This is a genomic window from Clostridium sp. BIOML-A1, from assembly GCF_009874105.1.
Classification (GTDB): Bacteria; Bacillota; Clostridia; order Lachnospirales; family Lachnospiraceae; genus Coprococcus.
Genome location: NZ_WWTL01000001.1, coordinates 236,414 through 258,765, shown reverse-complemented (window position 1 = coordinate 258,765; position 22,352 = coordinate 236,414). Strand labels below are relative to the sequence as shown.

Below are 22,352 nucleotides of genomic sequence, written 5' to 3'. Positions count from 1 at the left end.
AAAATATAACGAAAAGGAGTTATTATGAAAAAAACATTAAAAAAATGCTTATCCTTATTTTTAATCTGTTCCCTGCTTTTATCTCTGGCAGGCTGTAATACTTCATCAAAGCCTGCAGGCACGGGGACAACCGCTTCATCAGAAGCGACCTCAGAATTATCATCAGAAACTTCTTCAGATGATGTGTCTACAGAAGCTGACGAAAAAGAAACCTCTTATCCGGTCACAGTTACGGATCAGGCAGACCGCACCGTTACCATTGAAAAAGAGCCAGCTAAGATTGTAAGCGGATACTACATTCCTTCCAGTCTTCTGATCGCACTTGGATTATCGGGCAAGGTGGTAGGTATTGAGGCAAAGGCAGACAAAAGACCGATCTACAAACTGGCTGCCCCGGAGCTTCAGGAACTTCCAAACGTCGGAACAGCAAAGGAATTCGATCTGGAAACCTGTGCTTCTCTTTCACCGGATCTTGTGATTTTGCCGTTAAAGCTAAAGGATGCCGCAAAGAGTCTGACAGAGCTTGGTATTCCTGTGCTACTGGTAAATCCAGAAAGTCCGGATCAGTTATCCGAAATGATCAGTCTTATTGCCACAGCTACAAATACCCAGGATAAAGCAGACCAACTGCTTGACTTCATTAATCAGGAAAAAGAAATGCTTACTACTTCTCTTGCAACCGCAGACGACACTCCGAATATTTACCTTGCAGGTAATTCTTCTCTCCTGTCAACTGCCGGTCCAGCTATGTACCAATCAGGTATTATCGAACTTGCAGGCGGTAAAAATGTAGCATCTGATATCTCTGATACCTATTGGGCCGAGATTAGCTATGAACAGCTTCTCTCCTGGGATCCTGATTATATTATTCTTGCTTCCGATGCAGAATATACAGTAGATGATGTATTAAGCGATCCGAACCTGAAAGACTGCACAGCAGTAAAAAATAACCACGTTTATGCTATTCCGGGGGATATCGAAGCACTGGACAGTCCTGTACCTGCTAGTATCCTGGCTTCCATCTGGCTTGCCGGAATCCTGCATCCTGATCAGGTTTCAACTGATACTTATACGAAAGAGATGAATTTTTTCTATGAAACATTCTATGGAATCAAAAAATAAAGCAAATTTATATCTTATTGCCGGAAGCGTAGGTCTGATTCTTCTGACAGCAGCTTCCCTGTTTATCGGAAAATACAGGATCACCCTGACCGGTCTGATAGCCGGAGACTCCATGCAATGGCGTGTATTTCTTACGCTCCGTGCCAGCCGCGCTGTTATCGGTGCTATCGGAGGATTTGTCCTTGGCATGGCAGGTTTTGTCTATCAGACCGTTTTTCGGAATCCTCTGGCCTCCCCTGATATCATTGGCGTATCTTCGGGAGCCAGTGCCGGTGCAGCATTTGGAATTCTGTTCTTATCCGGTTCTATGGCGATCACAGTCTCTGCTTTTGCAGGGGCTGTTTGTTCTGTTATCCTTGCACTGGTATTATCTTCCATAACCGCAGACCGGGATGGCCGCAGCATCGTACTTGCCGGAATCGCTGTTCACAGTCTCGCACAGACGGCGCTGGTTTGTCTGAAATTAATCGCAGATCCGGAAAAACAACTGGCATCGATTGAATATTGGATCATGGGAAGCCTAAATGGAATCAGCATCTACTCCATAAAAGGAAATATTATCCTGTGTCTTTTCTGTTCAGTCATTCTATTCTTATTATATCGACAGATCATTCTTCTCTCTTTAGATGATAATGAGGGAAAAATGCTCGGTGTAAATGTACAGCAGATTCGTCTGATTGTTTTGTTGATTGCGACACTGGCTGTTTCCGGTGTGATCAGTATGACCGGACTGATCAGCTTCGTATCTCTTCTGGCACCACACGGAGCACGTTTATTACTAAAAAACAACCGGCTATCCACCATGCTGCTAAGCGGACTGATCGGTGGATGTCTGCTAACCATGGGAGATATATTCGCTCGTAGTATAGCATCTACAGAACTGCCTGTAAGTATCTTTACAAGTCTTTTAGGAGTCCCATTCTTAATCTATCTATGTATAAGGAGAAGTGATCGGATATGAAATTACTGACTGTAAACAATCTGTCTGCCGGATATAATGGAACAGACATTATCAAAAATATCAGTTTTTCCGTCGACTCCGGGCAGATTATTGGTATACTTGGGGCAAACGGTTGCGGAAAAACCACCTTGATCAAGTCCCTGGCAAATCTGCTTCCCCATACGGGGAACTGTCAGCTTGATACAATTACCGTAGAATCAGTTTCCCCAAAGGGACTGGCAAGGCTTTGTGGATATATACCACAAAATAACAGTATCTCTTTAGATCTCACGCTTTTTGATGTAGTTATGATGGGGTTCAACCCTGAACTGAAACTGTTGCAGACTCCAACCCGGCAAATGAAGGAATCAGCTATACAGGCACTTATGGATGTTGGTCTTGGCAACCGGATGTATGATAATTTTCAAAGTCTGAGTGCCGGTCAGAAACAGTTATGTATATTAGCACGTACATTTGCAGGCAAACGAAAACTTCTTCTTTTGGATGAACCGGAAAGTGCCTTAGATTTTCGGCTACGTTATCAGGCAATGGAGCTTTTACAGGATTATATCCAACAAAATCATGCTTCTGCCCTGATCACACTACATGATTCAGCTCTGGCGCTAAATTATTGTGATTCACTTCTGATCCTGTCAGACGGCAGATTGATCGGTACGATCATTCCATCCGAAACATCAATTTCCGAGATGGAACAGCTTCTTTCCAAAATATATGGTACAATCAGTCTGTCAAAGCTTAACGATCGTCTTGGAAATAGCAGGCTTGTTATGATGAAGGAGGCTGAAACATCTTGAAAGCAATAACAAAAATTTATTTTGTAAATGATAATAACGAAAAATTTTTTGGGGCCGGGCCATGCCAACTGCTTCATATGATCGAAGAAACCGGCTCTCTCCGTTCTGCATCAATCTCTATGGGACTTGCCTATACAAAGGCACTCCGTATGATCAATAAGGCAGAAAAAGAACTAGGATTTTCTCTGACAAAACGTAGCACCGGTGGCAGATCCGGTGGTGGAAGTACTCTGACTCCAGAGGGAAAGGAATGGCTGAAAAAATATGAAACCTACCGGAATGCCTGTAACGAGGCCAACAGCAAACTCTATATGGAGATCTTTTCAGACTAGCGGAAAAAAACATCTGGTTCTGACAGGAGCATCCGGAAGTGGAAAAACAACACTTCTGGCATCTCTCTTTTCCTCCCCGATGCCCGGTGTTACCTCCTGGGTAGTACCGGAAAAAGGAGTCTACCTGAAAAACAACTGTTCAAAAGAAATAATCCAGATTGGACGTTATCATTCGGATCCAACCCATAAGAGAAATCAGATGCTTGCTATTCCCGAATGCTTTGATGAAAAAGGAACCGCATTCTTACATTCCTGTCTGCATACAACTTCCGAATGGATCACGATTGATGAAATCGGTTTTCTGGAAAGTAATTCCTGCAAATACCAGCAAGCTATACGAACCTTAATGAAGCACAAACAGCTTCTCATGGTCGTGCGAAAACAAAAGCTTCCATTCCTGGAGGAACTGCGTAACCATAAGGATGTTTTCCTTGTGGATCTCGATCAACCATATGGAAATGCAGGCTGTATCATCATGGCATCCGGTCAGGGTACCCGCTTTGGTGGAAATAAGCTGCTTGCTGATTTCAATGGACAACCATTGATCGATTTCTCTCTTAACATTATTAAGAATCTGTTTACAACATCTGTCGTGGTAACCATTCACAAGGAAATTCAGAGCCTATGTATAAAACAAAATATTCCGGTACTGCTTCATACCTTTCCGCATCGAAACGACATGATTCGCCTCGGTCTGGAAACCATTGGTGATCATATCGATCGCTGCGTCTTTCTCCCCGCCGACCAGCCTTTGCTTCAAAAAGAATCCATGATCTCGCTGCTTCTTTGTGCGGAAAATGACAGAAACTCAATCTGGCGAACCTGTTATGGAGATATAGTCGGTTCTCCTGTTATCTTCCCGTCTGAATTTTTTGAGGAACTTCAGAATCTTCCTTTAAGAAAAGGCGGCAGTCTGGTAATAAATAATCATCCTGATCGTATCCGTACCTTTTCTGTTTCAGATATAAACGAACTAAGGGATATTGATACACCTGATGATTTATCCCAATTACTCCACGGGAACCTTTAATCATTCTTGACATTTTATTTTATCGTTCTATAATTCATCATGTCATAAAAAAAGAAATGAGGACGAATAAAAATGAACAAGGATCTGACCGTAGGGAAACCGGAATCTGTGCTGTGGCGTTTCTGTCTGCCACTCTTTGGAAGTGTGATCTTTCAGCAGCTCTATAACATTGCCGACAGTCTGGTTGCCGGAAAATTTATCAATGAAAGTGCTCTTGCCGCTGTTGGCAACAGTTACGAGATCACATTGATCTTTATCGCATTTGCATTTGGATGCAATATGGGATGCTCGGTTATCGTATCCAGATTATTTGGAGCAAAAGAATATCGGAATATGAAGACGGCTGTATCGACCACCTTTATCTTTACGGCTGTTTTACTGGCTGTTATGGTGATCGCCGGTCTGCTCACCAGCCGGGAGCTGCTTGCTCTGATTCACACTCCGGGCGATATCATGGATGCTTCCCTGCTGTATCTGAACATCTATATCTATGGTCTTCCATTTATGTTCTTTTACAACATTGCAACCGGAATCTTCTCCGCTCTCGGTGATTCCAGAACTCCGTTCATCTTCCTTGCAATATCATCCGTTTCCAATATATTTGTCGATATCTTATTTGTAAAATCCTTTCAGATGGGAATCGCAGGTGTTGCCTGGGCAACCTTCCTCTGTCAGGGTGTCAGTGCTATTCTAGCTGTCACTGTTGTGATTCGCCGTCTTACCGGTATCAAGACAGAAGGCCGGTTCCGGTTCTTTGATGGCAGCATCTTAAAACAGATCTTGGTCGTTGCTATCCCAAGCACCTTACAGCAGAGTTTTATATCCATCGGAAATATTATCATCCAGAGCGTTATCAACGACTTCGGAACCAGCGTTATCGCCGGATATTCTGCGGCTGTCAAGCTGAACAATCTGGTCATTACCTCTCTTACCACACTGGGAAACGGTATATCAAACTATACCGCCCAGAATATCGGTGCGGGTAAAATTGACCGTATCCGTTCCGGTTTCAAAGCTTCCTTAAAACTGGTCTGGCTGTTATGTATTCCGTTTGCGCTGTTGTACTTCACCTGCGGAAGATGGCTGTTACTGCTCTTTCTTGACAATCCGACTGCAACTGCGATCAAGACAGGTATCGTTTTCCTGTGTATCCTTGCACCATTTTATTTCATCGTTTCCATCAAATTAATGGCAGACGGAATCCTGCGTGGCGCAGGTATCATGAACAAATTCATGATCTCCACCTTTACCGATCTGATTCTTCGAGTAATCTTATCCATCATCTTTTCAAAGATGTTCGGTTCTGTCGGTATCTGGTGCTCCTGGCCGGTCGGCTGGTGCTGCGGAACTGCAGTCTCCGTCCTCTTTTACCGCGGTGAACAGAAACGGGATTTTAAAAATGCATTTGAAACATAGAGAAGCTATAACTTCTTTTAGCAGCTTTAAAGCGACTTGTCTCTCATCTTCTTATTCATATGAATATAGAAGATGATATTGATCACAATACCAAATATCGTTGCAACCGGTGCTGCAAGTCCGATCTTCGTCAGGCTGGCATCCGGCTGGATACTCATATAATAGGCCAGCGGCAGGCGGACAAGCAGGGTCTGGATCAATCCCTGTATCATAACCCACAGCGTCTTGTCATGTCCATTGAAATATCCGATCATGCTAAACAACACCGCTGTTACGATGGTCTCCAATGCGAAGCCCCGCAGATAATCATATCCTTTCTGAACAACGATTCTATCAGTTGTAAAGATTCCTGTCAGAAGATTTCCTTTAAACATTACAAAGATAAATACGATACATCCGATCACAAGGCCAACACCGATTCCGGAATACATTGCTTTCTTCGCCCGCTTCTCATTTCCGGCTCCCACATTCTGCGAAACAAAGGATGCCATCGACTGCATCAGGGAGCTTGGTATCAGCATGGCAAAATTTACAACCTTACAGGCTACACCATAACCCGATGATGCTTCCAGTCCCAGACGATTCACGAACGCACATAATGCTAGAAAGGATCCCTGGGTCAGGCACTCCTGAAGTGCCAGTGGCAGTCCTGTTTTCAGTACTTTTCTGCAATGCTCATTCAATCTGAAATCTGCCTTCGTGATCGTAAATGAAAGCTGCTTCTTTATAAGCAGACAGATTGCAAATACCACGCTCACTGCCTGTGCTGCTACAGTTGCGATCGCAGCTCCTGTCGCATCCATATGACAGCCTGCTACCAGGATCAGATCCCCAATGACATTTACCACACAGGCAACTGCCACAAAGATCAATGGGGATTTACTGTCTCCGAGTCCACGAAATATCGCCGCCAACAGGTTATATGCAACAATAAAGAAAATGCCTGCTCCACAGATACGGACATAACTTGCGGTAAGTCCTACTGCCTTTTCCGGCGCCTGCATCAGTATCGCGATTGGCCGCGAAAAGGCAATCATCACAACAAACAGCACGGCTGAGATCACCGCAAATACGACGGCAGATCCACCGATCAATGCTCCGATCTGTTCCGGCTTCTTCTCACCGATATATCTCGCAATCAATACTGTAATTCCCATAGCAAGCTGTGTAATCACAAATGTAACCAGATTTAAAACCTGACTTCCGGTCGATACCGCAGACAGACCGGAGGTACTGCCAAATCGTCCAACCACCAGAAGGTCAACTGCTCCATATGCCGCCTGTAATACAAGTGCACCAAGCACCGGCATCATAAACGGAATTAACTTCCCAAGTATACTTCCCTGTGTAAAATCTGACTTTGAACTATTCAATGGTAACCCTCCTCTCACTCATGACCTTATAGAATTTACTGATCGTATCGATCATACAGTCCGCTTCATCATCTGAAATGTCATCCATATATCGAACTAAACGACTGTAATAATTCTTATCATATTTATCTGACAGCAATTCACCTTTCTCTGTGATCTGAATATAAGTGATCCTGCCGTCCTCCTCTGAAGCATATTTGCTGAGATACCCTTTGCTTTCCATCTCTTTTACCGTCCTTGTCACGCCCGGTCTTGGCAGCTTCAGATAGTCACTGATATCGGAAATCTTTACATGCTCCTGCTGCTCCTTAATGATATGTATGACATCCATGTACTGAATATATGCTGGTGTAACACCCTCTGGCAGCTCCGGAAGCAATTCCCGGATACGTTTTGCCAGATAACAGGCATCTAACATCCGTTTGATCTTATCTGCATTCATGCTCTGATACTCCCTTCTGATCTTAATTTGTTGAAAAAATCTCTCATAAAAACTGCTCTTTCCCTGCAAATAATGATATAAATTTACTTTTATTTGATAATTACCTTTGTTAATTACCATAGGTAATTATATGGGTGTGTACATAAAATGTCAATACAAAATTCTTGAAAACAAAAAATCTCCCTTTGACTGCGATATATTTTCCACAGTCAACAACTGCGGTCATAATACAGACAATGGGGAGATTTTATTTATATTTTTAAATGAAGTTTTGCTTTTTATCCTACATCGAGATCCAGCCAAGTGCATTTGCAACCGAACTTGCAAGAATGATCAGGGCGAAGACCGGACATATGTATTTGATCATCACAACAAAGATCTTCTTTCTGCGGAATGCACCCTCGCCATGACGAATCTCTTCTTCTATCTTATCGATTCCCACAACTCTTGAAACCAGTAAGCAGGTCATAAGTGCTGCGATCGGCATCATAACCGAATTCGTCAGGAAATCAAACAGGTCTAAGAACTGCATACCGATAATCTTTACACAGGCGAGCGGTCCATATCCAAGTGATGACAGACTTCCAAGGATCAGCATGATCACACCTACGAAAACAGTTGCTTTCTTTCTGCTCCAACCGATCTCATCCTCAAATGTGGATACTGCACTCTCAGTCAGTGCGATTGAGCTGGTTACTGCTGCAAATAAAACCAACAGGAAGAACAGAATACCGACTATTGTTCCAAGTCCCATATTCTGAAATACCTTAGGGATCGTTATAAACATCAATGAAGGACCTGCCTGTAAGGTGTCAGGATTACCACCTGAAAATGCGAATACCGCAGGAATGATCATAAGTCCTGCCATGATCGCAATCGCCGTATCAAACACCTCAACATTCCTTGTAGCATCCTCGATCGACGTATCCTTTTTCATATAAGAACCAAATGTGATCAGAATACCCATTGCGATCGACAGGGAATAAAACATCTGCCCCATCGCCGCTACCACAGTCATCCATGAGAAATTATCAAAATTCGGAACAAGAAAATACTTCACGCCCTTTAATGCCCCCGGTCTTGTCACTGAATATACAGCAATAAGGATCGATAATACGATCAGTACCGGCATCATGATCTTTGATACACGTTCAATACCATTCTGAACACCTGCAAAGATGATCCCAAGCGTAAACAGACAGAATACGATGAAACAAAGCTCTGTCGAAACGCCATTCGAGATAAAGTCTGTAAAATATCCATCCTTTGCCAGATTCTTTCCATTTCCTTTGATATATTCCACCAGATATTTGATAACCCAGCCACCGATCACCGAATAATATGGTACGATCAGCACCGGTATGATCGCATTGATCCAGCCGCCAAAGGACAACCATTTCTTCTTACCAAATGACCGAAACGCTCCGACCGGACTCTTTCTTGTCATACGACCGATCGCAGACTCAGCAACGATCATCGTATATCCAAATGTGAGTGCCAGCAGAATATAGATCAGAAGAAAGATTCCTCCTCCGTACTTTGCTGCCAGATACGGAAACCGCCATATATTTCCAAGACCGACCGACGCTCCTGCCGCCGACAGCACATATCCTATCTTCCCCGAAAATGAACTTCTGTTGTTATTGTTTTGTATATCCATCGTACTCTAACTTCTGCTCCATGTACCCTGAAGCAAAATATCCCTTCTCTTTTTTCTTTTTACAGTGTACAGCTTCGATTCTAACATGAATGATCAATTAAGTCACTACTTTATCATATTTTCAATAAATACAGCATACCCTTCCGTCGGATCATCCACAAGCACATGTGTGACCGCACCGATCAGCTTGCCATTCTGTACGATCGGGCTTCCGCTCATGCCCTGACAGACGCCGCCGGTAAGTGCGATCAGATCCTCGTCCTCTACCTTAAATTCCATATTTTTATTGGCAGTATCGGTATGAACCGCCAGAATGTTGATCTTGTATTTTTTCAGATCCCCATCCAATCTGGAATAAATATATGCCTCTCCGGTCTGAACTTCACCAGGATCTGCGATATACATGGCTTCTGCCGCTTTGTAATGCTTCGCCACATATTCTTCATCGAGATATCCCCCGATTCCGTTATCATAATTACCTTCTACAATTCCGATCAGATCCTTCTTGTAAAGGATCGTTCCCTGAAGCTGCCCCGGCATCGACACAAAAGATCGGTTGATCTTCGTTATATGTGTAGTATAGATACCCCCACCGGTGCTGCTGATCTTAAGCCCGGTATCATTATCCGATACGCTGTGTCCAAGTGCCATAAACTGATTGCCACATAGGAAGGTCACTGTTCCGATACCCGATATGTCATCCTTCACCCACAGTCCTAACATATAAGCATTCTTATTTGTTTTCACAGGTGTAACCTCTGCTACCTGTGACTTTCCGTCCCGCACAAATGTAAGTCTCACAGTTCCGGTATTATTCCCGGATAAAGCCTGCATCAGTTCCTTTTTTGTTGATATGGCTGTTTCATTTACAGCTGTGATATAATCTCCTGTCTGAAGCAGGCTGTTACAGGGAGAGCAAATCTCTCCCTGTGCAGTTTCCACCTCGCCACAATCTACGACCATAACGCCATCTGTTTTCAGATAGATCCCGACCGGCTCGCCGGACGGTATTACTTTCTGTCCGGACAGATCATCGAATACAAGCTCCGCATCTTCATACTTGATCTCCTGATCTCCGATATCTTCATTCCAGAAATAAGCGATTGCCAACAGTGTAAATGCGATCAGATCCAAGATCAAAAATCCGATCAGCAGCGAACGGTAACGGTTCGACGTCTTTGTTCCTTCTTCCATCCCAATACTCCTTTCTGTAAATGCTGCATAGACCATAAGAAACATGCCTCCGGTTTCTTATGGTTATCGCGACAGTCGCCAAGGTCTTGTGCAAGCACAGACTTTGGCTCGTTGTCCGCGTAAAAAAAGAGCAGCAATTGTTTTATTGCTACTCTTAGTATTGGTTTTTTTGTTCTGTTTTTAATTAGTGTATTTTTGCTTTGTCTGCCAGTTCTTTCATATCCCTGGCATTTTCAACCGCGGCATTTGTGATCTCTGCACCGCCAAGCAGTCTGGCAATCTCAAGCACAGATTCTTCCCGGTCTAACTTGGAGATCTGCGTGATCGTCTTGCCATCCTTTACCACTTTTTCAATTCTGTAATGGCTGTCCGCCATTGCCGCGATCTGTGGCAGATGCGTAATACTGATCACCTGATGCGCTTTTGATATAACCGCAAGCTTTGTTGCCACACTTGATGCTGCTCTGCCGCTGATACCAACATCAATCTCATCAAATATCAGAGTATCAATGTTATCTTCCGATGCCATGCAGGATTTGATCGCAAGCATGATCCTCGAAAGCTCACCGCCGGATGCAACCTCATAAAGCGGACGTTCCTTTTCTCCGACATTTGTCGATACAACAAAGTAACAATCATCGACACCGGAGATGCCCGGATGCGCCAGACGGTCAAAATGCATATCGAACCGGATCTGATTAAAGCTCAGATCCTCCAGCGCCTCTGATACCCGCTTACATAATTCTTTTGCCTGAATCTTTCGTTCTGCACTTAAAGCTTCCGCTGCCCGATCCAGTTCTTTTTTTGCTGTTTCTACTTTCTGCTGCAATTCTTCCGCATATTCCTCATACTGCACAAGCTTTGCTTCATCCTGCTTCAACTGCTCCAGATAGGCAAGCACATCGTCTGTCGTTCTGCCGTATTTTCCTTTTAAATTATTAATGGTATTCAACCGGTCTTCAACCTCATGGAATTCAGACTCATCGAATTCCATACTCTGCATATAATCACTGACCGATACATTAAAATCATTTAACAACGAATCAATATTGGTAAGCTCACTGAAGATGCTCTCCATCTCCTCGTCCAGACCTTTTACCGCTTTTAAGCTTGCAAGCGCACGTCCAATCTCATTTCCGGCAGATGCGTTCCGATTATACCCTGTGATCGAATAAACCTCAGAAACTGCTTCCACGATATCCTTGGCATTCACCATCTTACGATACTGTTTTTCCAGTTTTTCATCTTCTCCCGGAACCAGCCTGGCACCTTCAATCTCTCCTGCTTCAAACTGGATATATTCCAGCTTCCGTTTCCGCTCGCCCTCATCCATCTGTCCTTCTTCCAGTTCTTTTCGAAGATCTTCAAATGTTTTATAGCAGTCTTCATATTTCTGTTTTAATGATGCAAGCGGTCTTTTTGCAAATTTATCCAGAATATTCAAATGCTCTGCCTTCTTCAACAGGATCTGCTGCTCATGCTGTGCATGCATATCCACAAGAAGTGCCGAAACATCTTTTAACTTTGCTGCTGTTACTGTCCGGTCATTAATAGTATTCATGGTTCTGCCATTTACTATTCGTCTGGTTATGATGATCTCTCCATCCTCTGATGGTGTAACGTCAAGCTCCTGCAGCTGCTCAAACAATGATTCATCATCAATAAAAAATAATAACTGACAGAAGCCTTCTTTTTCCGGATCTCTCAGCATATCTTTTGGGAGCTTGCCTCCCATACCAATCTTTAAAGCTCCCATGATAATAGACTTACCTGCACCGGTCTCACCGGTTAAGATATTCAGTCCATCTGTAAAATTGATATTTGCATCTTCAATCAATGCGATATTTTTTATGTGTACATTTAAAAGCATATGTCCTCCTGTATATTCCATGCACAAAATAACAGAATTTACATCTTTTCAATCTGCGCCTTGATCGACATCGTCAGGCTCTTATCCTTCACAGCAAGGAAGATCGTATCATCTCCCGCGATACAGCCCATCAGCCCATCAATATCCATATGATCCAGCGCTGCCGCTACAGCCATGGCAACACCGGAGATTGTCTTGATCACGATCAGGTTCTCTGCCGCATCTACAGAAATAATTCCTGTGCTCAGAACCTTCTTATAGGAATCCAGTGTCTCATAACGATTGTTCTTCTCTACGGCATATTTCTGTCTGGCTCCCGGTACGGATACCTTTGTCAGATTCATTTCCCGAATATCTCTGGAAACGGTTGCCTGTGTTGCCTGAAATCCCTCTTCCTTCAGTTTCTCCAGAAGATCATCCTGTGTTTCAATATCATATTTTTCAACAAGCTCCAGTATCTTTGCCTGTCTTTGATATTTCATCTCAGTTTCCTCCTAATTTATTTCTAAGTATTTCATAAAAGTTCACATTACTTGCCTTGATCAGCCTGGTTATCTTCTCAGACTTGCGGATATCCACCCGGTCGCCAACGGATAAATCCACATCGTTACCGCCATCAAAGGAACAGATTGCCTCTGTATCCTGCGTCTTACGCTTCTTAGTGATCTCTATCGTGATCCTCTCTTTGCCGGATAATACGATACTCTTTGCAGTCAGCGAATGCGGTGATACCGGCGTGATCACTAATAACTCTGCATCCGGGCTGACGATCGGTCCTCCTGCCGACAGATTATAGCCGGTAGAGCCTGTCGGTGTCGATATCACAACACCATCTGCCTCATATGTATCAAGCACCTGTCCATCAACAGACACATTAAGTCCGATCAGTCTGGAAAATCCTGCCCGGCTGATCACGATATCATTTAAAGCACTCTTGCGATACGTTGTGCCATCCGCTTTTGTCACCGTACCTGTGACCATCATTCGTTCTTCGATCGTAAAATCATCTGTCAGCAGCCGATCCAGTATCTCTTCGATATTAGCAACTTCCCCTTCTGTCAGGAAGCCTACCGTACCCAGATTAATTCCAAATAACGGTATATCAATATCTTCCGTCTCACCTGCCATGCATAACAGTGTTCCATCACCACCGAGAACCAGTACACAGTCAAACTGCTCTTTCTTTAAAGTCTCCCAATCCGAAGGCTCAAGCCGGAATACATCCCGCACCATACAGACTGCTCCATGTGCTTCCAGGTAACTCTGTATTCTGTTTGTAACTGTCGAATCGGTGTCCTTATCGGGATTCACCACGATCATAAAACGATTCATCGGATTTATACTCCTCTTACAGGCTTCTGTGTGACTCTTCCACCATAGCCTTTATATCAAATTCTTTATTTTCCTTTGTCTGATCCTTTGTTATGTACAAAAGATACTCGATATTTCCTTCCGGTCCCTTGATCGGTGAATAGCTTAAGTCAAGTGTTTTAAATCCTATCTGTCGTGCAAAATCAACGATCATTTCAACCACTTCCACATGCACCTTCTGATCTCTGACAACGCCTTTTTTACCGACCTTTTCTCTGCCGGCTTCAAACTGCGGCTTGATCAGACACACGATCTCTCCGTCATCTGTCAACAGCTCTTTTACCGGAGGAAGTACCTTTGTCAAGGAGATAAAGGATACGTCGATCGATGCAAATTCAATCCTGTCTTCGATATCATCCGGTGTCACATAACGGATATTTGTTTTCTCCATACAGACAACCCGCTCATCGTTTCGAAGCTTCCATGCAAGCTGTCCGTGTCCGACATCCACCGAATACACCTTGACCGCACCATTTTGCAGCATACAATCTGTAAATCCACCGGTTGAAGACCCGACATCCATTGCCACTTTTCCCGCAAGACTTACTCCGAAGCAGTCCATTGCCTTTTCAAGCTTTAAACCACCGCGGCTCACATATTTTAATGTATTTCCTCTTACTTCTATCTGTGCTTTCTCATCAAATGTCGATCCGGCCTTGTCTTCCTTTATGTTATCCACATAGACAATGCCCGACATGATGATCGCCTTTGCTTTTTCTCTGGACTCTGCAAGCCCACGATTTACCATCATTACATCCAGTCGTTCTTTCATCTCTACTCCATCATATCCTGAATCCGGTCATATATGGATTCAGCATCTATCTTTAGCATCTTTCTCAGTTCTTCTATGCTTCCGTGACGGACAAAGGTATCTTCAATTGCGATCGGAAGAACCTTCACATCACTTGCCTTTGATTCCAGATATTCCTCAACCAGAGCACCATAACCGCCATGCAGGATACCTTCCTCGATCGTCACGATCAGCTTATGTGACTCTGCCAAATGATCGATCATTGCTTTGTCTAACGGCTTGATAAACCTTGCATTGACAAAGGTCACCTGTCTGCCTTCCTGTAAGAACCGATTATATAATTTCTCGGTTTCTTCCACCATATTTCCAACCGCTACTAACGCGATCTCACTTCCCTCACGAAGGATCTCACTCTTTCCGTATTCGACCGGCTCATTATAATCTTTTAAGCCGTAATATGCCTGTCCTCTGGCGTATTTGATCGCTACCGGTCCGTCATAGGCTACTGCCCATTCCATCGCTCTAGTGAGCTCATAGCGGTTCTTCGGAGCCATAATGACCAGATTCGGAATATGCGATAAAAATGCCGTATCAAAGATTCCCTGATGTGTCTCACCATCTGCCCCGACCAGTCCTGACCGGTCGATTGCAAATATCACATGCAGGTTCTGCATACAGACATCGTGCAGGATCTGATCATAAGCCCGCTGTAAGAAGGAAGAATACACTGCTACCACAGGGATCATACCTTCCACAGCAAGTCCTGCCGCAAATGTGACCGCATGTTCTTCTGCGATTCCCACATCAAAGGTTCGATCCGGGAATTTCTCTGCAAATTTATCGACTCCGGTTCCCTTGCTCATCGCCGCTGTGATTGCAACGACCCGGGTATTTTCCGTTCCGAGCTCTACTAACTTTCTTGCAAATACACCTGTATAGGATAAACCTTTTTCGACATTTTTAACTTTACCTGTTTCAATATCAAAGGAACCGATTCCATGGAAATAGCATGGATGCTTCTCCGCAAATTTATACCCTTTTCCCTTGATCGTTTTTATATGAACCAGAATCGGTTTATTTAACTTAAATGCACGTTTAAAGGTTTCTTCCATCAATCTTATATTGTGTCCATCGATCGGACCGATATAGGTAACACCCATTTCTTCAAAGAACATTCCCGGAACAAACATCTGCTTCAAAGAATCCTTCGACCGCTTCAGTCCTTTAGCAAGCTTCTCGCCTGCTACCGGTATATGCATCAGTGCTTTCTCGATTCCGTTTTTCAGATCATTATATGGCTGACCGACACGAAGCTTACTCAGATAGCTTGACATTCCTCCTACATTGTGGCCGATCGACATCTCATTGTCATTCAGCACGACCAGACATCCGGTCTTGACCTCTGCCATGTTATTTAGCGCTTCATAGACCATACCACCGGTGAAGGAACCGTCACCGACAACGGCTGCAATCTTCTCCTTCGTTCCTTTGATCCCTCTTGCGCATGCCATACCAAGTGCCGCCGACATCGCGGTCGAACTGTGTCCTGTATTAAAAGCATCACAATCACTCTCACTGGTCTTGGGAAATCCGCTTAAACCGCCAAACTTCCGTAATGTTGTCATCTGATCTTTTCGTCCGGTCAGGATCTTATGCACATAGGACTGATGTCCTACATCCCATACCAACTTATCAGCCGGGAAATCCATCGCACGATGAAGTGCGATCGTAAGTTCCACGCACCCAAGGTTTGACGCCAGATGCCCACCCGTCTCGCTGACATTTGCGATCAGAAACTCCCGGATATCCTGTGCCAGCTCCGGCAGATCTTTCTCATCTATTTTCTTTATGTCATTTGGTTCTTGTATTCGATCCAGTATACTCATATCTTTCATCTCTGTTATTTCTTTCTGTTGACCAGTTCCAGAATCAATTCATCCAGAAATTCATTCTTATACGGAAGCTGATCCAGTCTTGTAACCGCACGCCTGGATATCTCCGCGACATCCTTCTTGGACTCCTCAAGTCCGTGGATCGTGACATAGGTTACTTTACCATTTTCTTCATCTGAGCAGACAGGCTTTCCAAGCACTGCACTGTCACCCAGAATGTCCAGAAGATCGTCCTGGATCTGGAATGCCAGTCCGATATCCGATGCGATCATTTCGACCTGCTTCAATTCATCTTCCGTTGCTCCGGCAAGAACTGCACCGATCATCATAGATGCTTCGATCAACGCACCGGTCTTATTCTCATACACAAAATGAAGCTGATCACCACTCATCTGCTTCCCTGTCATCTCTACATCTACAACCTGACCACCGATCATTCCGTTTACACCTGCTTTTTTTGCAAGGATCGTGAATGCCCTGGCAACAGTCTGATTCCCCGGTTCCAGTTCAAATGCCTTACAGGCTGTCTCAAATGCATAATTTAAAAGCGCATCACCAGCAAGGATCGCCATTGCCTCACCAAATACCACATGTGAAGTCTTTCTTCCTCTGCGGTATTCATCATTATCCAATGCCGGCAGATCATCATGGATCAGGGAATAGGTATGTATCATCTCGATCGCTGCCATAAACGGCTCTACAACTTTTCCTGTTCCGCCAAATAAACGGTAGGTTTCCTGCATTAATAACGGACGTAGTCTCTTTCCCCCTGCCTGAAAGGAATAGTTCATTGCCGTAAATATAGTTTTCTGAAACCCTTCTTCTGCCGGTGCATATGTGTATATAATATTCTGTACTTCCTTTGTATGAAGTTCTAATTTATTCTTTTCCACTGTTCTCTCCACTTAATACGATCATTTCTTTTTCAACATCACACAGATCATCCTTACATGCCTGAACAAGCTGTACGCCCTCTGCGTAGGCTGCCAGACTATCCTTTAACGATGTCGCAGGATTCTCTAAGACAGCCGTGATTGCTTCTATTTTCTTCAGGGATTCCTCGATTGAGAAATCCTTCTTTTCCATCTTCTCTGCCATTTCTAATCTTCCTCTTTCACATCCGTTACTCTTGTCTCGATCAGACCATCATGAACACGGATGGTAATGCGGTCATCTTTTTCTATCTCTTTTATCGTCGTTACCGGCGTTCCGGTCTTTTCGATATACCCAAATCCATTTATAAGCTTCGCCGATGGAGACAGACCATGCAGACGTTCTGCAAGAAGCATCACCCGATGTTCGTATCTGTCGTATTTATTCTTCATAGCACGGTTTAAACGATCTGACAGATCATCCAGATAGATCTGCTGCTGTGCAAGCCTCTGCTTCGGATTCAGGATACGAAGATGTCTTTCCGCGGCCTGTAACTTCTCCTGATATGCTGCAAGTCTCCGTTTCATCAGATAATCCATCTGTCTGCCCTGATTTATGACCTGATGAACCGTGGACATCACATCCGGTATTGCCTGCTCACAGGCGGCTGATGGTGTCGGTGCGCGAAGATCTGCCGCATAATCTGCGATCGTATTATCAATCTCATGACCTGTACCGGAAATGATCGGCGTCTTTGCATGGTAGATCGCCCATGCAACGACCTCCTCATTAAACGCCCAGAGGTCTTCGATCGAGCCGCCGCCACGACCGATAATGATCGTATCTACGCCCATGTTATCCAACACTTCGATTCCATGCGCGATATCTTCTGCTGCCCCATCTCCCTGTACCTTTACCGGATACAGGATAAGCTGGACATATGGATTTCTTCTCTTTGCGATGTTTCTGATATCCTGGATCGCCGCACCTGTCTGTGCTGTCACGATGCCTACCCGCTTCGGATATGCCGGTATCGGCTTCTTGATATCGAATTCAAACAGTCCCTGTTCATACAACTTCTGTTTCAACTGTTCATACCGCTCATAGAGATTTCCAATCCCATCCAGCTTGATCTCTTTTACATATAACTGATATCTGCCATCCCGTTCGTAGATATTCACACTTCCGTGGCAGACTACCTGCTGCCCGTTTTCCAGTTTGAAATCAAGACCGGAATATGCATAACTTTTAAACATAACAGCCATGATCGAACCGGTCTCATCCTTCAATGAAAAATAGATATGCCCGGAACTGTGATATTTGCAGTTAGAGACTTCTCCCTTCACATAAATATCACCAAGCAGATAATCACTGCTGATCAGATTCTTGATATATCCATTTACCTGTCCGACGGTATAGCTTTTCTTTGCCATATTCTCACCTAATCTGCAAGCTTTGCAAGAAGTGCATTAATGAAGCTCTTTGCTTCTACATCGCAGTATGTCTTTGCAAGCTCTACTGCTTCATTGATCGCTACCTTTACAGGAATATCTTCATCAAACTTGATCTCATATACAGCCAGTCTTAAGATAGCAAGCTCGGCTTTTCCGATTCTTCCAAGCTTCCATCCCTGTGAGATACCACTGATGGTTTCATCGATCTCAGTAATATGGGAAACAACTGCCTCTACACGATCTATGATATATGCTTTTTCTTCCTCTGTCATGGCAACAGCATCCATCTTGTTATCGTCTTCATCATAAAGGCTGGCATGCTCCAGTTCGAGCTCTGCTTCTTCTCTGATCTCTGAAACATCATTGAATTCCAGACTGAATAAAATTTTAAATACGGTTTCTCTTATCTCTCGTCTTGTCATATGTTCCTCTCTAGTTTGCGTCTGCCATGCGAACGCCGGCTACACGTATATTTACCTTGGTTACATTAAGACCTGTCATTGTCTCAATTGCCTGCTTTACTTTATCCTGAACCTGTGTTGTCACAGTCGGAATGCTATACTCATATAATACGTCAATCGCAAGATCTACTTTCACTTCACCCGGCAGTAATTCTACCTTCACTCCCTTTGCCGGATTCTTCTTGCCCAAACGGCTTGCGAGTTCATTTGATAATGAGCCGGCAAGTCTTGATACGCCATCTACCTCAGTTGCAGCCAGACCTGCGATGATCGCGATTACTTCGCCCGCGATCTGTACATGTCCGATGGAATTTTCTTCTTCTATATTTTCATACGTGCTTGTATTCTCTTCACTCATTCTGTATACCTCCAGACTTCCTGTATTTGTACATATTGATTCAATATTATACCGCAATTATGAAAAACATTCAACACCCGGAATTGACGGGGAAAATTCAGAATTAGCTGCTGGTTTTGTGAAGGATATGCAGCTATGGGCTGTCGGCTGGTACTTGTATCCTATAACAACACACTTCTCTTCCTATGAACTGCACATGTCTTATCCGCACATACTCCTGTGCAAACTCGCCTGCGGCTCAAACATGCACCCGTATGTGCTGACAATGTGCACTTCATAACGGAAGCTTCGCTAATGTTGTTATAGGATACAAGCACCAGCCAGACAGATCATACCTACATATTCATTCACTTTGTACAATAGCTAATTCCGAATTTATTCATATTCTTTGAACTATCTTATGACTTTATACTAATTTATAGTTTCCAACATAGTATCTGCATTGTTGGTGATGTTTATTTATATTTTGGCATAATATAATTAAAATGTATATCCGTTGCGATATCTTCATTTCTGACGATAATACATATTTTTACATAATAAAATACATCTTGTAACAGACACCCTTGCTGTTTAGTTGTACAAAACAGGCAGGATGTTATGCACCCTGCCTGAAAAGCTTTATATTAATAATATCAATATTTCACTTTTAAATAAATCATCTGTTCATTTAATCTTCATAGTCACTGTCATAAGTTAAATTGAATATTACATTTGCAACATTTCCACTTTCTTTTGATAACTTATAATAGTAAGTATGACCCGCATACATATATTCAGTAATTGACGCACTGGAACTTGAATTAAACCAGTCATATCTATCATTCGAACTATCCGGATCTGAGTATTCATATACATCTATATTCTTATCCAGTCCGCTTACACTTGGCACATAGAATTCATAATATCCGCTTGTTGTAGGTGTAAATTTAAGAATCGCAGGACTGACCGGAGATACTGTAATGCTCTGATTTGAACCCGTATTGACTGTGCTTATATTACTGGAAATAACAACATTTGCTGTTACCATAGTACTGTTTCCTGCAACTGTTACATATGCTGTAGCCGTATAGTCATATATGGAGTTCTTCGTCTTGCTTGTTAATACATAATTTCCATTTTTCAGGTAAAGTGTATTTCCGAATCCACAGCTCTTACCGGTAGCATCATACCAGGTTTCGAATGAAGAATCTGATACAATTGAATTATTGGAATAAATCATAACCTTGTAAAGCGGAAGCTGGATATCATAACCTGACTGGGTAGCCTGAAGCGACTGGGAGTACAGATACTTCAATGTTCCTCTGTAAGAAGCTTCAATATCATATATACCCTGCTCTAATGTAATAGAATATGCGCCTTCACTATTTGCCGATGTGCCGATATCTGAACTATAACGGCTTGCTTTATTCTGATTTGTAAATGAAATATCTGCATATGGAATTGGATTTCCATTCATATCCTTTACAATACCTGCGATTGTAACGCCCTGCTTTACATGAGCTACAACCTGTGTAGAAGTCTGAAGAGCCGGATTATTTTTATCTGTTACAACAACAGTAAATACATAATCACCAGCCATTGGAAGGGTTCCATGTAATTCTCCGTCACTGTCAATCACACAATTATAGTTTGTGCCGGTTAACGCATAAGAATAACTGCCGCTTCCACCTGCAACGGTTACATACCGACTGAAATCAACGCCCTGTGCAGAGCCATACACCAGATAAGACGGTGTTGCGGCAGCATAAAGACCGCTGTCATTATATACCAGCCATGTAACGGTCTCTGTCATACGATTACCTAATTCATCATCTGTTACGATCGTAACATTATAAACACCTGCCTGAACCGGTGAACCATAGAACTGAACATAAGAATAACTGTTTGAATAGACAACCTTATATCCTACACCGGCCGGTAAACCGGAAACTGTTGCAGTTGCAAATCCATAACCACCCAGAGCATATCTGTATCCACCTGAACTGGAATCCATCTTGGTACCTACAGCCACCTTGTAGACACTTTCATCTGTATACTGGAATGCGCCCTTTGTATAATAAACTTCCTTCTCCGTACCATACTTTGGAATTGCAACCTTTACATAATGATCCTCGTACAGACCTGTCTCATCATTCAGTGTTAAAATGTAATTTACACCATCTGAAGATGATATGCTGTCGATCACACACTGTTTTCTGTATACACCTGTTGCATACTCCTTTGTATATAATACGAAATCATTTACATTAAGTGATTTTGCAGGAGAAATAGATACCTGAACAGAATGATCGTTCAAAGCAGTAAGTCCTGTAATAACTGCAGGTACTTCCTGTTTCTTCTTTACTGTTACTTTACAGACTTTTTTCTTACCGGAACCATCCTTTGCAAGTGCTGTGATCTTTACTGTACCTGCTTTGATTCCCTTTACTACACCGTTTGCTGATACAGTTGCAATCTTCTTGTTTGATGTCTTCCATACAACTGACTTGCTGCTGGCTTTTTTAGGAGCAACTGTTGCCTTCAGCTTTAAGGTCTTGCCTACTGTCAGGCTTGCCTTTGTCTTACTTAACTTGATACTTGTTACCGGCGTTCCTACCGTCACCTTGATCTTAACTGTTTTTTTCTTGTTTGCCTTAGAAATAACAGTTATCACTGCTTTTCCGTTTTTCTTAGCTGTGATCTTACCCTTTGCATTTACAGTTGCAACTTTCTTGTTACTGGTCTTATAGGTAACTGCTTTTGATACCTTTTTACCAGAAACGCTTACTTTCGTTTTCAGAGTAAATGACTTACCCTTTTTGAGTGTCAGCTGTTTTGCCGGCAGGTTTGTGACTGCTACAGATTTTACTTTACCGGTCGCCGCACTTACTTCCGCATCCGGAATTGTAAGCATGGAAACAGCTACCGCTACTGCAATTACAACTGCCAGAATACGTTTTAATACTGACATTTTTACTTGTTTTCTCATAAAAAATAGCCTCCCTTTATTGAATTC

The 22,352-nt window shown here is 43.2% G+C and carries 21 protein-coding genes; 6 read left to right on the top strand and 15 right to left on the bottom strand.

From position 1 onward, the window contains the following. Positions 1-24 precede the first annotated feature (24 nt). The 6 genes from GT641_RS01120 (at position 25) to GT641_RS01095 (ending at position 5,655) form a co-directional block, all read left to right on the top strand. Positions 25-1,122, top strand: a complete 1,098-nt coding sequence (locus GT641_RS01120; protein ID WP_161116629.1) for an ABC transporter substrate-binding protein — start codon at positions 25-27, stop codon at positions 1,120-1,122. After that, positions 1,106-2,083 (top strand): iron ABC transporter permease, encoded by a 978-nt coding sequence (locus tag GT641_RS01115; protein WP_161116628.1) that lies wholly within the window; start codon positions 1,106-1,108, stop codon positions 2,081-2,083. Before GT641_RS01120 ends, GT641_RS01115 begins: the two co-directional genes overlap by 17 nt. Then, positions 2,080-2,877 (top strand): ABC transporter ATP-binding protein, encoded by a 798-nt coding sequence (locus GT641_RS01110; protein ID WP_161116627.1) that lies wholly within the window; start codon positions 2,080-2,082, stop codon positions 2,875-2,877. The genes GT641_RS01115 and GT641_RS01110 overlap by 4 nt, the downstream gene beginning before the upstream one ends. Next, complete coding sequence (locus GT641_RS01105) at positions 2,874-3,209, top strand: LysR family transcriptional regulator (RefSeq protein ID WP_008401492.1); 336 nt, start codon at positions 2,874-2,876, stop codon at positions 3,207-3,209. Before GT641_RS01110 ends, GT641_RS01105 begins: the two co-directional genes overlap by 4 nt. Further along, a complete protein-coding gene (locus GT641_RS01100) occupies positions 3,142-4,239 on the top strand; it encodes an NTP transferase domain-containing protein (protein ID WP_243143658.1) in 1,098 nt (365 codons plus the stop codon). The genes GT641_RS01105 and GT641_RS01100 overlap by 68 nt, the downstream gene beginning before the upstream one ends. 72 nt (positions 4,240-4,311) lie before the next feature. Next, a complete protein-coding gene (locus GT641_RS01095; protein WP_161116626.1) occupies positions 4,312-5,655 on the top strand; it encodes an MATE family efflux transporter in 1,344 nt (447 codons plus the stop codon). A 26-nt stretch (positions 5,656-5,681) separates the two neighbouring features. On the opposite strand, the gene GT641_RS01090 is transcribed toward GT641_RS01095, so the two are convergent. The 15 genes from GT641_RS01090 to GT641_RS01020 form a co-directional block, all read right to left on the bottom strand. Beyond that, complete coding sequence (locus GT641_RS01090) at positions 5,682-7,028, bottom strand: MATE family efflux transporter (RefSeq protein ID WP_119963174.1); 1,347 nt, start codon at positions 7,026-7,028, stop codon at positions 5,682-5,684. Continuing rightward, positions 7,021-7,470: a MarR family transcriptional regulator gene (locus GT641_RS01085; RefSeq protein WP_021944748.1), complete on the bottom strand. Its 450-nt coding sequence runs from the start codon at positions 7,468-7,470 to the stop codon at positions 7,021-7,023. The genes GT641_RS01090 and GT641_RS01085 overlap by 8 nt, the downstream gene beginning before the upstream one ends. A 283-nt stretch (positions 7,471-7,753) precedes the next feature. Beyond that, the gene (locus GT641_RS01080; protein ID WP_161116625.1) at positions 7,754-9,130 is read right to left on the bottom strand and encodes a sodium-dependent transporter; all 1,377 of its coding nucleotides are present in this window, start codon (positions 9,128-9,130) and stop codon (positions 7,754-7,756) included. A 105-nt stretch (positions 9,131-9,235) separates the two neighbouring features. Beyond that, positions 9,236-10,324: a SpoIVB peptidase S55 domain-containing protein gene (locus GT641_RS01075; protein ID WP_161116624.1), complete on the bottom strand. Its 1,089-nt coding sequence runs from the start codon at positions 10,322-10,324 to the stop codon at positions 9,236-9,238. Positions 10,325-10,508: 184 nt separating this feature from the next. Beyond that, complete coding sequence (gene recN / locus GT641_RS01070) at positions 10,509-12,194, bottom strand: DNA repair protein RecN (RefSeq protein WP_243143657.1); 1,686 nt, start codon at positions 12,192-12,194, stop codon at positions 10,509-10,511. 38 nt (positions 12,195-12,232) lie between these two features. Beyond that, positions 12,233-12,676: an arginine repressor gene (argR, locus tag GT641_RS01065; protein ID WP_008401485.1), complete on the bottom strand. Its 444-nt coding sequence runs from the start codon at positions 12,674-12,676 to the stop codon at positions 12,233-12,235. Between the two features lies 1 nt (position 12,677). Then, positions 12,678-13,526 carry an NAD(+)/NADH kinase gene (locus GT641_RS01060; protein WP_044945304.1) on the bottom strand — a complete coding sequence of 283 codons (849 nt, stop codon included), beginning with the start codon at positions 13,524-13,526 and terminating at the stop codon, positions 12,678-12,680. Between the two features lie 16 nt (positions 13,527-13,542). Then, positions 13,543-14,337, bottom strand: a complete 795-nt coding sequence (locus tag GT641_RS01055) for a TlyA family RNA methyltransferase (protein WP_008401483.1) — start codon at positions 14,335-14,337, stop codon at positions 13,543-13,545. A gap of 2 nt (positions 14,338-14,339) precedes the next feature. After that, a complete protein-coding gene (gene dxs / locus GT641_RS01050; protein WP_044945413.1) occupies positions 14,340-16,202 on the bottom strand; it encodes a 1-deoxy-D-xylulose-5-phosphate synthase in 1,863 nt (620 codons plus the stop codon). 14 nt (positions 16,203-16,216) lie between these two features. Further along, positions 16,217-17,101, bottom strand: a complete 885-nt coding sequence (locus GT641_RS01045; protein ID WP_347562816.1) for a polyprenyl synthetase family protein — start codon at positions 17,099-17,101, stop codon at positions 16,217-16,219. Next, complete coding sequence (gene xseB / locus GT641_RS01040) at positions 17,088-17,306, bottom strand: exodeoxyribonuclease VII small subunit (protein WP_008401479.1); 219 nt, start codon at positions 17,304-17,306, stop codon at positions 17,088-17,090. The genes GT641_RS01045 and xseB overlap by 14 nt, the downstream gene beginning before the upstream one ends. Before the next feature lie 2 nt (positions 17,307-17,308). Beyond that, the gene (gene xseA / locus GT641_RS01035) at positions 17,309-18,514 is read right to left on the bottom strand and encodes an exodeoxyribonuclease VII large subunit (protein ID WP_008401478.1); all 1,206 of its coding nucleotides are present in this window, start codon (positions 18,512-18,514) and stop codon (positions 17,309-17,311) included. Between the two features lie 8 nt (positions 18,515-18,522). Continuing rightward, entirely contained in the window at positions 18,523-18,957 is a 435-nt protein-coding gene (gene nusB / locus GT641_RS01030; RefSeq protein ID WP_008401477.1) for a transcription antitermination factor NusB, read from the bottom strand. A 10-nt stretch (positions 18,958-18,967) separates the two neighbouring features. Further along, a complete protein-coding gene (locus GT641_RS01025; RefSeq protein WP_008401476.1) occupies positions 18,968-19,354 on the bottom strand; it encodes an Asp23/Gls24 family envelope stress response protein in 387 nt (128 codons plus the stop codon). Positions 19,355-20,024: 670 nt separating this feature from the next. Further along, positions 20,025-22,325: an Ig-like domain-containing protein gene (locus tag GT641_RS01020; protein ID WP_161116622.1), complete on the bottom strand. Its 2,301-nt coding sequence runs from the start codon at positions 22,323-22,325 to the stop codon at positions 20,025-20,027. Positions 22,326-22,352: the final 27 nt, after the last annotated feature.